Origin of the sequence: Pseudomonas sp. NY11955, from assembly GCF_048068035.1 — a bacterium.
Taxonomy (GTDB): domain Bacteria; phylum Pseudomonadota; class Gammaproteobacteria; order Pseudomonadales; family Pseudomonadaceae; genus Aquipseudomonas.
On sequence record NZ_JBLUPS010000004.1, the window covers coordinates 332,771 to 349,567 of the forward strand.

Here is a 16,797-nt window from a genome sequence, read left to right on the forward strand (position 1 = left end):
GGCCAGCAAATAGGCCGGGGGCCGCTTTACGGCCCCCGGCATTTCAAACTAACAACGCCACCTCATGCCCTCAACCCGCCAGGATGAAGTCCGCAGCAGTCACCGTGGTCGCATCCGCCACCCCCACCAGGCGGATGGAGTCGGCAGCGCCGATGCTGACCAGCGTATCCGCGCCCACATCGGCGATGGTCACGCTGGCGGCAAAGGTGGCCGCGGTGATGTTGAGGGCGGTGATATCCAGCCGATCCTGGCCACCCGCCGCGATGGCATCGAAGTTGATGATCAGGTCGTTGCCGAAGCCGGCCGCGAACTGGAACACATCGTTGCCGTCGGTGGCCATCATGGTGTCGTTGCCGGCCCCCCCCACCACCGTGTCGTTACCGGCCGCACCGTTGAGGAAGTCATTACCGGCACCACCGATCAAGGTGTCGGTGCCAACGTCACCGAACAAGGTGTCGTTGCCATCGCCGCCCTGCAGCGTGTCGTTGCCGTTGCCGCCGTCCAGGCTGTCATCGCCAGCGCCGCCCTGCAACGTGTCGTTACCGGCTTCTCCTAGCAACGTGTCGTTGCCATCGCCGCCATCGAGGCTGTCATCGCCACCGCCACCGCTCAGGCGGTCGGCACCCAGGCCACCGAACAGCTGATCGTTGCCGGCGTCGCCATTGAGGGTGTCGTTGCCAGCGTTGCCGTTGAGGATGTCGTTGCCACCGTCGCCGGCGAGCGTGTCATTGCCCGCCGCGCCGTTGATGATGTTGGCCAGGCCGTTACCGGTACCGCTGAAGTTGCCTACCCCGGTGTAGGTCAGGTTCTCGACGTTGGCGGCCATGGTGTAGCTGGCCAGCGTGGTGCGCACCAGATCCGTCCCTGCGCCAGTGGCCTCGACCACGACATCCCCGGCATCGTCCACCACGTAGGTGTCGTTGCCTACGCCACCCACCAAGCGGTCGGCACCCGCGCCACCGTTGAGCAGGTCATTGCCGGCGCCACCGGTGAGGGTGTTTGCCAGCGCGTTACCGGTACCGGTGAAGGCGCTGCTGCCGGTGTAGGTCAGGTTTTCGACGTTGGCGCCCAAGGTGTAGCTGGCCAGGCTGGTCTGTACCAGGTCGGTACCGCCGTTCAGCGCTTCGGTTACCGTGTCACCGACGTTGTCGACCACGAAGGTATCGTTGCCGGCACCGCCGTTCATCACATCCGCACCCAGCCCGCCGTTGAGGATGTCGTTGCCGTCCTCGCCGTTGAGCAGGTCGCCGTCGTCCCCGCCGTTGAGGGTGTCATTGCCGACACCCCCGAACAGCTGGTCGGCGCCGGCCAGGCCATTGAGAATGTCGTTGCCGCCCAGGCCCGAGATCACGTCGTTGCCCGCGCCACCGGTCAGGGTGTTGGCAGCGTTGGTACCCGTCAGCACCACGCCTGGCGGCACGGTCACCGCTGCGGTGGCCGCCGAGGTCAGCGACTCCAGGGTGCCAAAGCCATCGGTGTAACGCACGATCACCCGCAGCTGCTGGTTGCCCTGGGCGAAGCCTGGGGTAAAGGTGGCCGCGGTGGCGCCGGCGATGTTGGCGAAGGTGCCGCCGGTGCCTTGTTGCCACTGGAAGCTGAAGGCACCCAAACCATCAAGGTCGGCGATACCGCCCGTGAGCGCGGTCAGCGTCTGGCCCTGGTCTGGTGTGGTGTCGCTGATCAGCACGGCACCGGTCGGTGCATCGTTGACGTTGGCCACCGGGTCGAGGATGTCGGAGGCGACGCTTTCCTGCACGCCAAAATCATCCACGTAGCTGACCACCACCCGCATGTTCTGCCCCACTTGCGCCTGGGTCAGGACAAAGGTGCTGCTGATGGCACCGGCAATGTTGACCCAGCCCACCCCCCGGTTGGACTGCCACTGGAAGGTGAACTGCGGGTTGCTCAGGCCGTCGGCGTCGACGATGGTCGCCGGGTTGGCGGTGAGCGTCTGGTTCTGCACCAACAGCCCGGTCACGGTCGGCCCGGCGCTTGGCGCGCTGTTGGGCGACGAATCGACGATTTCCAGCGTGCCCTTGGCGTCCTGGTACACCGCACGTACACGGATGCTCAGGCCCGCCACATCGTCCGTGACCCGATAGGTCGTGCCAATGGCTCGGGAAACTTCGCCGGCCGCGACGAAGGTGATGTCCTCATAGACACCCGAGCCTGGCAAGGCCTCGACTTGCCAGTAATAAGCCACTGGGCCGTTGACCGCACCCGTCAGGTTGGCTGCGCTGACGTTGTCCGCATCATGCACCGCCAGCGGTGTGACCCGCAGCAGCTGGCCGGTGACCGGTGTGTCGTCACGCACCCCGGTAGCATCGTCGAGAATCACCAGGTGCCCGCTTGGGCCGGCGTTCACGGCGGTACCCACGCCGGAAGCCTGCGAGCGGTCGGAGAACTGCAGCCGCTCGATCCCGGTCAGGTGGTCGACACCATCGCGCCCGGCCACCAGGTCGGTGACGATCACCGCGTTGCCATCGACCACCACGCTGTAGTCGGTGGCCACCCCCGAGAACACCGCTGTGTCGTAGTTGTCGGTACCGTTGAGGATTTCCCGCACGATCACCAGTTGACCCGGGTTGTAGGTGCCATTGAGCATCAGCGGCACCATGGGCTCCATGCTGTCGAAGCTGGCGATTTCCGGGCCAGTGCCATCGTGATTGGCACGTACGCTGATGCGCACGTTCAGCCACTTGTCGCCGTCGAGGATATCGTCGCCGCCACGGCCTTCGATCAGGTCGCTGCCGCTGCCACCGAGAATGATGTTGCCGCCATCGTAGAACGTCGCACCGGCGGCCAGCAGGCTGGACAGGCCGTTGATCAGGCTGATGTTGGTCAACACGCTGCCCGTGGCGCCATTGGTCGGCAAGCTGGCGGCGTCTTCGTTATCGCCGCGCAGGAAGTCGCCGTGCGCCGAACCCGACAGGCCTTCCATGATGTCGAAGCGCACCAGCGCCGAAGCACCCGAGCCCGGCACTGGCGGCACATCGAAGAAGCGGTCGCTGTAGTCGATGGTCACGCCCTGGGCCAGGCCCTTGAAGGTTGCCCAGTCGTAGCCCGAACCACCGATGTAGCGGTCGCCGAAGCCCAAACTGCCGACCATGATGTCGTCGCCGCCCTCACCGTTGAACTTGTCGTTCTCATTGCCGCCAATGAATACGTCGTTGCCAATGATCGGGTCGTTGCCCAATGGGTCGAAGTTGTCGCCGGGCGCACCGTCCGAGGTGCCCTTCTCGATCCAGTCGTCGCCTTCGTTGCCCATGTCCTGCTCGTTGGCCTTGCTGCCCAGGATAAAGTCGTTGCCCTGGCCGCCAATGGCTTCGGAGGCGTCTTCACCGGTGACGATGAAGTCGTTGCCGAAACCGCCGATGATCAGGTTGACGCCATTGCCGCCGTGCAGCACATCGTTGCCGTCGCCGCCCTGGATGTTGTCGTCACCGCCCATGTCACTGATGATGTCGTCGCCGGCACCACCACGCAGCTGGTCGTTGCCGTCGCCACCCTCGATGCGGTCGTTGCCGGCATCGCCCCAGACCGTGTCGTCACCCTCGCTGGACACCAGGATATCGTCACCGTTGGTGCCGCCCAGCACGATATGCTCGGCACCGGCATAGCGGATGTAGTTGCTGTCCGGGCCAGCCGTCAGCGGGCTGTCGCGGAACACCACCTGCTCGCCGTTTTCGCCCAGCGGGTCGGTATGGCCGAGGCCGTCGTTGTATTGCTTGCTCTGGTCCAGTTCCAGGTACAAGCCAGGGTCGGAGAACACCAGGCCCGGCAGGTGAGTGGCCGAGGTGTTGGCCATGATCAGCTTGGCGAACGAGTTGCTTTCCAGCTCGGCGTTCATCGACAGGCCAGAGGTGCGCTCCAGGTAGTAGAAGCGGTCGCCGTCCTGCAGTTTCTCCATCTGGTTTTCGAACACGAAGTTGAAGGTGCTGCCGAGCATGCCGCCGAACGGGGTCTTCTCTTCGGCCAGGCCGCCGATCCACAGGTCGATGGCATCGACGCCGGTGATGGTGACGGCCTTCAGGTCGTCGGCGGTCCCCAGCAGGCCGTCCTCGCCGGGCAGGGTCACATTGGCCCAGGCGCCACTGCTGTTGAGGAAGTCCAGGCGGTCGGCCGGCGCACCCTCGCCGCCGAACACCAGGGCCATGGCCGCGGCGCGTTTTTCCAGCAGCGTGGTGGCCCCGGTGATGCTGCTATGGGTGCCATAGGCCGCGATGAAGTTGATCAACGACTCGGGATGCTTCAGGTGCTGCACCAGGTCGACCCAACTGGTGTACGGCTTGAGTTGGGTATCACCGGTTTGCCCGTAGATGTCGCGGCGCACGGCGTTCAGCGAAGGAATGCCCACGTCACGGCCACGGGCGATGTTGATCGCCGGCAGGTCCAACGGCAGGCCGAGCAGGTTGTTGCGCAGCGCCTCGGTGACGAACTCGTCAATCTCGTTGCCGCCCTGGCGGGTGACGCCGCGCACGATGGCGCTGGTGGCATCCTCGGGGGTAACGCCACTGGCGGCATAAGCCAGCGGGTTGAGGAACGCTGCGATCAGGCCCAGTTGCTGATCAGGGTTGGCGCTGGCCGGGTCCTTGATGACGTTGAAGTCGATGTCGAAGCGGTCGACGGTCTCGGTCAGCATCGAGTGGCCGAAGCGGTACACGGTGTGGGCGAACTCGGCCACGATCGAGGCATCGAGGTCCACGTCGTACACCTGGGTCGGGGCAAAGAACAGGTCGACCCGAGGTTGCACGGTACGGGCGAATTCCTCGAACACCAGGTGCTGGTACTGCATCTCGGTACCGAACTTGGCCGCCTGGAACAGCCGCTCGCCATTCCACACCAGTGCGTCGATCTCGGCCGGTGTGACCGGCAATGCACTCACCGGGTTGAGCAGCCATTCGTTGAGGAAGGCCAGGTCGTGCGAGTCGAGCACGGTGTCCATGGTCTGCGCCACCAGCCGGTTGTGCTCGGAGTGGAAGATCGCATGCACGGCGGTGAGGCCGATGTTTTCGTTGACCCGGCCGTCGCCAGCGATGTAGTGCGCATCCAGCAGTTCGTTGTCGTAGGCCAGGTTGGCACCGGTCTGCGGGTTGACCGGCACGGCGTTGCCGGCAACGCTGTCGGCATCCGGCGCCAGCACCCCGCCGCTGAACACCGGCACGGCATTGTGGGCAATGTCGGCGAGGAACTGGTGCCCGGTGCGCACGGCGTTGGTCAGGTCGAGCGGTGCCAGCGGGTTGCCTTCGACCTGCTGGTCATCGGCAGTGCCGGCAATGCCGTCGAGGCCCTTCATCACCACCATCGGGTAGCCGTTGGGCCCCTTGATGAAGTTGCCGTAGGCGTCGGTGGCCAGCAGCGGCACATTGTCGACGTCGGCATCGGTCAGGTTGATGCCCAGCAGGTCACGGGCTTGGGCCTTGACCACCTTCCAGGTCGCCATGCCGCCGATTTCGCTGTCGTCGGCGGTGCCGAACTTGCCATCGGCGCCCAGGTCGCGGTTGGTGATCAGCCGGCCAGTGGCAATGGGGCCGTCGTCGGTCATCACATAGGCACGCAGGAACACCTGGTGCGAAGGGTGCGAGCTGTAGGTCTGGTTCTGGTCCACGAACGGCGTGGTGGTGTTGGTGTGCTCATGGATGTCGTCGGCGTTGCCGAGGATGCCATCCGGCCCTGGCAGGTTGGTGGCCCGGGTCACCACCATGAAGTTGGTGAAACCGCCTTCCACGTACAGCGGATCATCCGGTTGCAGCGGGATGTAGATGGTACCCGAACCGCCCTTGGTGACCAGGTCCAGGCCATGGTCGAAGAACTGCCCGAAGAACGTCATCCAGGCGTTGAACGGCGCGGACAAGCCGGCATCGGCAGCGGTGTTTTCGAACAGGTACACATCGTGGTCGTCCGTGGTGCCGAACTGGCCATCCAGCCCTGGGCTGGCGACGATGCGCACGCCATCCTTGAGCACGTCGTCGTTGCCAGGGGCGCCGAAGTTGAGCACGCCATCGGCACCAGGGTCATAGGCGGTGGCATAGGCCGCCGGGTTGTTGGAGGTTTGATCGACGATCAGGTTACTGATGGTGCGCGGCTGCGAGTCGAATACCGGGCCGCTGGTCTGCTGGTACGACGAACCGGGAATGGCGGGCGAGCCTGGGCCGAAGAAGCCGGCCGGGGCACCTTCCGCAGGGTTGAACACCGGGTCGGTCAAGCGCGGGAAGACATTGTCGGCGGCACCGAACTGGGTGTTGTTATTGCCGTTGAGGTTCATCAGGTTGTTGTTCGAACCGTCGACCGCCCGCAGGCCCAGGGGCGCGCGGATGTTGGGGATCAGCGAGAGGATGTCCTGCCCGGCGGCATCGGCCTCGGCGATCTTGATCTGGGCCAGGATGAAGTTGAGGTCGGAGCGCACCATGTGCAGCCCCTCGCCCCCGGCTGTGGCATCCACGACCGGGGTGGCCGGCGTCGGCACCACGGGCGCGCCCGGCTCGACAACGGCCGTTGGCGCGGAGAACAGCACTTCGGTAGTGCCATGGGCGTCCTGGTAGATCGCCTTGACCCGCAGGCTCAGCCCGGCCAGGTCTGGCGACACCTTGAACGAGGTGCCATCGGCGCTCTGGAATGCCAGGTCGCCGGCCGGCAGCAGGATGATGTCCTGGAACACACCGCTGCCTGGGTCGGCCTCGAATTGCCAGTAGTACGACACCGAGCGGTCGGCAAGCGTACCCAGCGGGTTGCCCGCGCTGATGTTGTCGGCGTCACGCACGCCGGCCACGCTCACCGTAAGCAGGTCACCCACCGTAATTGCGCCGCCGTTGCCATCGGTGATGGTTGGGCTGCCAGTGGGCTGCGCGTTCACGCCGGTCACCAGCACGCGCTGGCTGTCGGCGAACTGCAGGCGCTCGATGTGCAGCAGGGTGTCGACGCCGTCGCGGCCGGCCACGGTATCGGTCACCGTCCACACATCATCGGCAACATCGGCCGTGCCTTTGGTGTTCTGGGTTACCACATATTCGCTCTGCACCCCCGAGAACACGGCCGTGTCGAAGGCCGCGCCGCCCGTCGAGGTGCCGGGCAAAATTTCCCGCACGGCCTTGAGCTGGCCTGGGTTGTAGGTGCGATCGAGCATGAACGGGATCATGTCGACCATGCTGTCGAAGCTGGCGATCTCGGGGCCTGTGTGGTTGACGTCACCCGGTGCGTACACGGCGATGCGCACATTGAGCCACTTGTCACCGTCGATCAGGTCATCGCCGCCACGGCCTTCGATCAGGTCGCTGCCATTGCCGCCGAGCATGATGTTGCCAGTGGCGAAGCCTGTGGTCGGCAAGCCTGCATCGGCCAGGAACTGCTGCAGGCCACGAATCAGCGCCACGTTGGTCAGCGCACTGCCGGTGGCGCCGCCATGGTTGAGGATGGTCACGGCATCGACGTCATCGCCCTTGAGCACGTCGGCGTAGTTCGAACCGGACACCCCTTCGACCTCGGCGAAGCGGTCGAGGATACTGGCCGGCGAGGCGCCGACCGGGTTGAACACGCCAGCGTTCTGGTTCGGTGCATTGCCATGGGGCTGGGCCAATGCGGCCAGACTCAGGTCCACGGTGACACCAACCTTGTCATTCTTGTTGGTGATCCAGTCGAAACCGGACATGCCATCCATTTTGTCCTGGGCATCGCTGCCGACGAAGATATCGTCGCCGCCCTCGCCGATCATTTCGTCGAAGCCACCGCCACCGACGAAGATGTCGTTGCCGACCACTTCGTCACCCAGCAGCGGTGCGAAGTTGTCGCCTGGCGCACCGTCCTGGGTGCCCTTCTCGATCCAGTCGTCACCCTCGTTGCCGGTGGGTGGCAGGTTGGTCTTGGCACCGAGGATGAAGTCGTCGCCCTGGCCGCCGAAGGTGGTGGAAATGTCCTCGGTGGTGATGATGAAGTCCTGGCCGTCGCCGCCCAAGATCAGGTTGCCGGCTGCCAACATGCTGCCAGCGACGATCACGTCGTTACCGGCGTTGCCCTCAAGACGGTTGTCGCCGAACGAGTCGGTGATGATGTCGTCGCCAGCGCCGCCCAACACGGCATCGTTGCCCGCGCCGCCCTCAAGGACATCGTCACCGGCATCGCCGTAAACGGTATCGTCGCCGTCGCCAGAGATGATGATGTCATTGCCAGAGGTGCCGCCCAGCACCACATGATCTTCACCGGTGTAGTGCAGGAAGTTGCTGTCTGGCCCGACCGTGTCGGGGTTGTCGCGAATCACCAGCGGTACGATTTCCACACCGTTGATCTCGATGCCGCCGGTGGGGTCAGCCTTGCCGTCGGCGCCAAGCCCAGTGAACTGGTTGGCCTGGTTGACTTCGAGGGTGAAGGTTGGCGTGAGGAACACGGTATTGGACAGGTGGGTCACGTCGGAGTTGAGCATGATCAGCTTGGCAAAGGAGTTGTTCTCCAGTTCCGTCCCGAAGTTCATGCCCGCCGTGCGCGACAGGTAGTAGAAGCGGTCGCCGTTCTGCAGCGCTTCGAGCTGGGTCTCGAAGACGAAGTTGAAGCTGGAGCCGAGCATGCCGCCAAAGGGCATTTTCTTCTCCGCCAGGCCGCCGACCCAGAAGTCGATGGCATCGACCCCGCTGACCGTCACCCCGGCAATATCGTCCGCCGTGCCAGCGATGCCGTCTTTGCCGGCCAGCGTCACGTTGGCCCAGGCACCGGTGCTGTTGAGGAAGTCCAGGCGGTCGGCCGGCGCACCCTCGCCGCCAAGCACCAGCGCCACGGCGGCAGCCCGCTTGGCCGCTTCGGTGGTGGCCCCGGTGATGGTGGCGTGGGTGCCATAGGCGGCGATGAAGTTGATCAGCGACGCCGGGTGCTTGAGGTGGTCGGCAAAGTCGGCCCAGCTGATGTAGGCCTTGAGCTGGCTGTCGCCAGTTGCGGCATAGAACTCGCGGCGCGCCTCGTTCAGGCTGGGGATACCGGTGTCGCGGCCACGGGCGATGTTGAGCGCCGGCAGGTCCAGCGGCAGGCCGAGCAAGTTGTTGCGCAGGGCTTCGGTGACGAACTCGTCGATTTCGTTGCCCAACTGGCGGGTAACGCCGCGGATGATCGCGCCGGCTGCTTCGTCGGCGGTGGCACCGCTGCCGGCGAACGCCAGCGGGTTGAGGAACGCGGCGATCAGGCCCAGTTGCTGGTCAGGATTGTCCGGGTCGCCGGACACCGGGTTGAACGCCGGGTCGAAGCGGTCGACGGTTTCGGTGAGCATCGAGTGGCCAAAACGGTACACCACATGCGCGAACTCGGCGAGGATGGCCGGGTTGATCGAGGTGTCGTAGCCATTGGGGGCGAGGAACTCGTCGATCTGTGGCTGGATGGTGCGGGCGAACTCTTCGAACACCAGGTGCTGGTACTGCATTTCGGTGCCGAACTTGGCGGCCTGGAACAGCCGCTCGCCGTCCCATACCAGTGCGGCGATGCCGGCGGGCGTGGTGGGGATGGCGGTGACGTCATCGATCAGCCATTCGTTGAGGAACGCCAGGTCGCCTGCGGCCAGCAGGGTGTCCTTGGTCTGCTGCACCAGGCGGTTGTGCTCGGAGTGGAAGACGTGGTGCACAGCAGTCAGGCCGATGTTTTCGTTAACCCGGCCATCACCGGCGATGTAGTGGGCGTCGAGCAGTTCGTTGTCGTAGGTCAGGTTGTTGCCGCCTGGGCCCACGGGCTGCGCGTTGCCGACGGCGCTGTCGGCGTCGGCTTGCAGCACCCCGCCAACCTTCACCGGCTCGGCGTTGTGGGCGATGTCGTCGAGGAAACCATGCCCGGTACTCACGGCATTGGCCAGGCTGATGGGCGCTGCGCGGTTGCCTTCGACCAGCGTGGTCACGTCGTCGGCGGTACCGGCGATGCCGTCGGCACCGTTGTTCACGCGCATGACCACCTGCGGCATGCCGTTGGGCCCGCGCAGGAAGTTGCCGTACGCGTCGGTGGCCAGCAGCGGCACGCTGTGCACATCGGCGTCGGTAAGGTTGATGCCCAACAGGTCGCGCGCCTGGGCCTTGACCACCGCCCAGGTGGCCATGCCGCCATTTTCGCCGTTGCCATCGTCTGCCGTGCCGAACTTGCCGTCCGCGCCAAGGTCGCGATTGGTGATCAGCCGGCCGGTTGCCACCGGGTCGCCTGCGGCGTTGAGCGTGTACTCACGCAGGAACACCTGGTGCGAGGGGTGCGAGCTGTAGGTCTGGCTCTGGTCGACGAACGGCGAGGTGGTGTTGGTCTGGCTGTCGTCGGCCGTGCCCACCACGCCATCGGCGCCGGCGGTGCGTACGGCGCGTGACAGCACCATGAAGTTGGTCGGGCTGTTGGCGTTGTACAGCGGGTCGTCCGGGCGCAGCGGGATGAACACGATGTCGGTGCTGCTCTTGGTGACCAGGTCCAGGCCATGGTCGAAGAACTGGCCGAAGAAGGTCATCCAGGCGTTGAAACCAGCGGTGAGGCCGACGTCCGGCGACACGTTGGGGATGAAGAACACCGGCTTGTCGTCGGCAGTGCCGAACACCCCATCGATGCCGGGGCTCATTACCGGGGCGGCGCCACCGTTGGCCTCGACTGCAGCCGGGTTGTTCGCCGTCTGGTCGACGATCAAGTTGCTGATGGTACGGGGTTGCGAATCGACGACATTGCCGGTGCCTACGTAGTTGGCACGGTACGAGGCATCGAGCAGACGCAGGAATGAGTTGTCGGAGGCGCCGAACTCGCTTTGCCCGGCCACCAGGTTGTTGTAGCTGCCGTCCACGGTACGCAGGCCGAATGGCACCTGGCTGTTGGGCAACAGGTCGATCAGGCTGGCGCCATCTGCATGGGCTTCGGCGATAAAGATCTGTTTGAGAATGAATTCCAGGTCGGACTTGCTGAAATTGGCCATTGCAATTGCCCTCGATCTTTCGGGAGAAATCACAGGGCAACAGGGTCCTTCCCGCGCCCAGTCAGTGTTGACGTGCGCAGTATCTGGTCATGGGTTCTGGGGACCGGTGGGCGGTGCAGTACTGGCACCACTGGCCTCATCGCCGACAAGCCGGCCGCCGCTGACACAGCGGAGGCCTTGTTAATTGTGCGAAACAGCGGTGTAACGCACATGTATCGACCCCAGCTCGCACAGGGCCCGAATACATCAGACTAAAGTCGTAGGCGAAAAGCTTGTCAATATCCCGTCAAAAATATCGTCTGCCGATGATAATGCGATGCAACTAACTGTTTTCATGGCACTTATGAAAAGTTCAAAGTATTTATAGAGCAAAAAGATATTACCGAATGTTTCGTTGCAACCTACGCTCCAGCATGTGGGAGCAACGCAGCGTTTTGGACTATTCGCCCTGAGAGCGACCCGCCTGCGCGCCGACCAAGAAGCCACAACTACCGTTGTACGGGGCGCCGCAAGGGCTTCCCGCTTTGTGATAAAGGGAGGCCCCCGATGCCTAAGCCACCGCGCACCCGCTCCGAGCTGGCCGACGTGTTGTTTCGCTTGCGCCGCAGCTTCTACGCCTTGGCCGCCTTCAGCGGCGTGATCAACGTCATGATGTTGACGCCAGCCATTTATATGCTGCAGGTGTATGACCGTGCCCTGGTCAGCCGTAACGTCACGACCTTGACCATGCTCACCCTGCTGGTGGTCGGGCTGTTCCTGCTGATGTCGGCGCTGGAGATGGTTCGCACCCGGGTGCTGATCCGGGTCGGCAACTGCCTGGATATGAACCTCAACCGGCGCCTGTTCAGCGCCGCCTTCGAGCGCAACCTCAGCCGCGCCGGCGGCAACCCGGCCCAGGCCCTGCAGGACCTGGCACAGGTGCGCCAGTTTGTGACCGGCAACGGCCTGTTCGCCTTCTTCGATGCGCCCTGGACGCCGATCTACCTGTTGGTCTGCTACCTGATCCACCCGTGGCTCGGGCTGGTCACGACACTCGGTTCGCTGATCCTGGTGGGCCTGGCCTACCTCACGGAAAAGGCCACGCAAAAGCCCTTGGCCGAAGCCAACCAGGCGGCCATGTCGTCGGCCAGCTACGCCAACAACAACTTGCGCAACGCCGAAGTGATCGAGGCCATGGGCATGCTGCCGTCAATCGGCAAGCGCTGGTACCAGGGGCACTTGCGCATCCTGCAAATGCAGACCTTGGCCTCCGACCGCGCCGCGCTGATCAGCAGCACCGGGCGCTTCGTGCGTATCACCTTGCAGTCGCTGATTCTTGGGACCGGGGCACTGCTGGCGATCGAGGGCAAGATCACCCCCGGCATGATGATCGCCTGCTCGATCCTGACCGGCCGCGCATTGGGCCCGGTGGAACAGGTGATCGCTGCCTGGAAGCAGTTGCTCGGCTGCCGCTTGGCCTGGGGCCGGCTCAACGACCTGCTGCAGGACTATCCGCAGCGGCCACCGAGCATGTCCCTGCAGCGTCCGATGGGCATGCTGGCCGTGGAAAACGTGATCGCTGGCGCCCCCGGCAGCAACACCAGCATCGTGCGCGGAGTGAGCTTCAGCCTGGCCCCGGGCGACAGCCTTGGCATCATCGGCCCGTCCGCTTCGGGCAAGTCCACCCTTGCCCGCCTGCTGGTGGGGGTGTGGCCGGCCCAGGCCGGCAAGGTGCGCCTGGACGGCGCCGATATCTTCACCTGGAACAAGGCCGAACTGGGCCCTTGGCTGGGCTACTTGCCACAAGACGTGGAGCTGTTCGAAGGCACCATCGCCGAAAACATCGCACGCTTTGCCGAGGTGGACAGCGACGCGGTGATCCGCGCCGCTCGCAGCAGTGGCGTACACGACATGATCCTGCGCTTCGCGCAGGGCTACGACACCCGCCTGGCCGCCGATGGCAGCCCGTTGTCCGGCGGCCAGAAGCAACGCATCGCCCTGGCCCGTGCGTTGTATGGCGAGCCCAACCTGGTGGTGCTGGACGAGCCTAACGCCAACCTCGATGACGTCGGCGAAAAGGCCCTGGTCGATGCCCTGGCCGAGCTCAAGGCACGCGGGGCCACGGTAATCCTGATTTCCCACCGGCCCAATGTGCTGTGCGCGGTCGACCAGATACTGATGCTGCGCGACGGTGCCGTGCACATGCTCGGCAGCCGTGACGAAGTCTTCGCTGCGTTGCGCAAGGCTGCGGTGATTCCGGCGGCCGCTGCCGCCCCACTGGCTTCGGTAAAAGTACGGGAGTAGCCGATCATGCAGATGACGCAACACGCCGAACTGATCCCTGCCGAAGCCAATCACCTGATCGACCTGGATGCAGGCCGCCCGGCACGCTGGGGCGTATGGATGGTCATTGCCGGCTTTGGCGGTTTCCTGCTGTGGTCGTGCCTGGCGCCACTGGACGCCGGGGTGGTCGCCACCGGCACGGTCAAGGTCACCAGCAACCGCAAGGCGGTACAACACCTGAGCGGTGGCACGGTCGAGGCGATCCTGGTGCGCGAAGGCGATGTGGTGAAAAAAGGCCAGGAAGTGGTGCGCCTCGATGCCCTGCGCGCGGTGGCCGAACAAGGCGCGCTCAGCGCCCAGTACATTGTCAGCAAAACCGTGGAAAACCGCCTGGAAGCCGAACGTGACGGCCGCGACAGCGTCACGTTCGACCCTGCCCTGCTCGAACACTATGGCAACGACCCACGCCTGCTGGCAGCCATGGACCTGCAGCAACGGCTGCTCGACACCCGTCGCGCGGGGCTTGCCGGTGAGCTGAGCATCCTCGAAGAAAACCTCACGGCCTCGGCGGTGCAACTCAAGGGCCTGCAGCAGGTATATGGCGCCCGCGCCTCGCAGATCGGCTTCCTCAACCAGGAGCTGCAAGGCACCCGGGTGCTCGCCGCCGAAGGCTATGTACCGCGCAACCGCCTGCTGGAACTGGAGCGCAGCAATGCCGACCTGGCCGCAGGCCAGGCCGAAAACCTCAACAACATTGCCCGGGCGCGCAGCCAGGCTACCGAAATCAAGCTGCGCATATTGCAGCGCCAGCACGACTACCTGAAGGAAGTGGAGTCGCAGCTGACCGACACCGCCAAGGAAAACACCACCCTGGCCGACCGCTTGCGCGCGCTGGACTACGAAGTGACCCACACGGTGATCCGCTCGCCGATCGACGGCATGGTCCAGGGCCTGAGCATCGCCACGGTCGGCGGCATCATCCAGCCGGGCGCCAAGATCATGGAAGTGGTGCCGCTGGACCAGCCGCTGCAGGTCGATGCCATGATCCCGGTACAGGCCATCGACAAGATGGTGCCAGGCCTGGCCGTGGACATCGCCTTCCCGGCGTTCAACCACGCGCAGACGCCGAACATTCCCGGGCGGGTGAAGACCATTTCCGCCGACCGCCTGCTCGACGAAGAAAGCAAGCAGCCGTTCTACCTGGCCCAGGTGGAAGTGACGCCGGCCGGTATGGGGCTGCTGGGCAGCAACCATATCCGTCCTGGCATGCCAGCCACCGTCACCATCAAGACCGGCGAACGCAACCTGCTCAGCTACCTGCTCAAACCCATGCTCGAACGCGTGGACGCCGCGTTCAAGGAGCAATGAGATGAAACGCCCATGCCTGCTGTTGTGCCTGCTGGGGGTGGCCGTTCCGGCCAGTGCCATGGACCTGAAGGAAGCCTGGGACCTGCTGCAGTACCAAGGCCCGATCTACCGCGCCGCGGTGCATGAAAAACAAGCCGGCGGCGAAAACCGCGCCATCGGCGAAGCGGGCCTGCTGCCGCAGATCAACGCGGCGGCCTACTTCAACAAGGTCAATGGCAGCCAGCGCCAGAATGGCCAGGACAACGACCTGGACTATGACTCAAAGGGTGCCAATGTGCGCCTGCGCCAACCGCTGTTCAACAAGCAGAAGATGGCCGAGTACCGCCAGGGCCAGCAACGGGCCGACTACAGCGTGGCGGTGTTCGATGCCAAGAGCCAGGACGCCGCCGTGCGCCTGGCCGACGCCTACTTCGATGTGCTGCTGGCCAGCGAAACCATCACCCTGGCCAAGGCCAAGCTGAACGCCTTCGAAGAGCAACTGGCGTCGGCGAAGCGGCGCAAGGAGCTGGGGGCCGGCACCATCACCGATGTCGACGAATCGGTGGCCCGCCGCGACCTGGCCGAAGCCGACCTGATCGAGGCCCAGGACAACCTGGTCAACGCCCGACGCAAACTGGAGGAATACATAGGCGAAACCCCGCAGTCGCTGACCACCTTGCAGCCTGGCTTCGCCACGCCGCCGCTGATGCCGGGCAACTTGCAGGACTGGCTGGTGAAAGCCCAGGCCGACAGCCCGCTGATTCATGCGCGCCGGCACAACTACGAGCTGGCCGAAGAAGAAGTCAACCGCGCCCGCGCCGGGCACTACCCTACCCTGGATTTCGTGGCGGGCTATACCGCTGGCAGCAGCCAGTCGATTTCCGAGTTGAACCAGCGCAACCACTACAGCTCGATCGGGCTGGAGCTGAACATTCCGCTGTACAGTGGCGGCAGCACCAGCGCCCTGACTCGCCAGGCCAGCGCCAACAGCTCCAAGGCCCTGGACGAACTCGATGCCACCCGCCAGGAAGTGATTTCCGATACCACCCGCGAGTACCGTGGCGTGCAGAGTGGCGCCCTGCGCGTTCATGCGCTGGAAAAGGCCGTGGCCTCCAACGAACGCTCGCTGACCTCGACCCGCAAGGGCTTCAAGGAGGGCGGCACCAGCACCAACTCGGATGTGCTCAACGCCGAGGAGCTGCTGTATGACGCCCGCCATGATCTGTTCGAGGCCAAGTTGAACTACCTGATGTCACGGCTGCGTCTGGCCTCCTCGGTGGGGAGCCTTGGGGATGACGATATCGAGCAGGTCAACAACTACCTGGGGCCAGAACTGATGGTGAGCAACTGACGCCGACTTTCCATAGCTGCGACGTATTCCTTCGCGCTATGATCGGTCACCCTGCCGCGGACGTCCTGAACCATGCCCGTAGACTTGCAAGCCTTGTACCCCAGGCTGATCCACCTGATGCTGGACACGGTGTTCGTGGTCGACAGGGACAACCAGATCGTCTTCGTCAGTGATGCCTGCGAAGTGCTGTTAGGTTACAAAGCCTGCGAACTGGTCGGCACACTGATCACCGACTACATGCACCCTGACGACCTCGCAGCCACGCGCGCCTCGATTGTGCGGGTGATGAACGGCCAGTCGCACTACGACTTCCGCAACCGCTATGTGCGCAAGGATGGCAGCGTCGTGCACATCCTGTGGGCGGCCAGCTGGTCCGAAGAGGCTCAAGCACGAATCGGTGTGGCGCGGGATGTGACCGCTTTACACGAGGCCGAAGAGGAACTGCGCTTCCTCGCCCACCACGACCCGCTGACCCGGCTGGCCAACCGGGCCATGTTCAATGAGCGCCTGGACACTGCCCTTGCCCTGGCCCGCCGCCACAACCGCCCGCTGGCGTTGCTGTTCCTCGATATCAATGACTTCAAGAAGATCAACGACAATCACGGGCACAGCGTGGGTGACCGGCTGCTCTGTGCGCTGGCTCGGCGCCTGGAGGATTGCGTGGGGGCAGCCGGCACGGTGGCGCGGATGGGCGGTGACGAATTCACCGTATTGCTGCCCGATTGCACATCACCGCAGGCCATTGCCGAACAATTGACACAGATTCTGACGGCCATGACCGAGCCACTCGGTGCCGAATTTACCGGTATCGACACGCCGTCCTGCAGCATCGGTGTGGCCTGTTTCCCCGAAGATGGCAATGATGCCGACATGCTGCTGCGCCATGCTGACGGGCACATGTACCACGTCAAAAGGCAGCGCACCGCGGCCGGCTGAACCG

5 protein-coding genes are annotated in these 16,797 nt (G+C 64.4%); 4 read left to right on the forward strand and 1 reads right to left on the reverse strand.

The window, feature by feature from the left end; translation table 11 throughout:
- Positions 1 to 70 precede the first annotated feature (70 nt).
- Positions 71 to 10,897, reverse strand: coding sequence for a peroxidase family protein (locus ACNFBR_RS10085; RefSeq protein WP_416734792.1), 10,827 nt, complete (start codon positions 10,895 to 10,897; stop codon positions 71 to 73).
- Between the two features lie 546 nt (positions 10,898 to 11,443).
- Between ACNFBR_RS10085 and ACNFBR_RS10090 the strand changes: the two genes are divergently transcribed.
- The 4 genes from ACNFBR_RS10090 to ACNFBR_RS10105 all read left to right on the forward strand — a co-directional run bounded on the left by ACNFBR_RS10090 (position 11,444) and on the right by ACNFBR_RS10105 (position 16,793).
- A complete protein-coding gene (locus tag ACNFBR_RS10090; protein WP_416734793.1) occupies positions 11,444 to 13,180 on the forward strand; it encodes a type I secretion system permease/ATPase in 1,737 nt (578 codons plus the stop codon).
- Between the two features lie 6 nt (positions 13,181 to 13,186).
- Positions 13,187 to 14,527: an HlyD family type I secretion periplasmic adaptor subunit gene (locus tag ACNFBR_RS10095; protein ID WP_416734794.1), complete on the forward strand. Its 1,341-nt coding sequence runs from the start codon at positions 13,187 to 13,189 to the stop codon at positions 14,525 to 14,527.
- 1 nt (position 14,528) lies between these two features.
- Positions 14,529 to 15,857 carry a TolC family outer membrane protein gene (locus ACNFBR_RS10100; RefSeq protein ID WP_416734795.1) on the forward strand — a complete coding sequence of 443 codons (1,329 nt, stop codon included), beginning with the start codon at positions 14,529 to 14,531 and terminating at the stop codon, positions 15,855 to 15,857.
- Positions 15,858 to 15,929: 72 nt separating this feature from the next.
- A complete protein-coding gene (locus ACNFBR_RS10105) occupies positions 15,930 to 16,793 on the forward strand; it encodes a diguanylate cyclase domain-containing protein (RefSeq protein WP_416734796.1) in 864 nt (287 codons plus the stop codon).
- Positions 16,794 to 16,797: the final 4 nt, after the last annotated feature.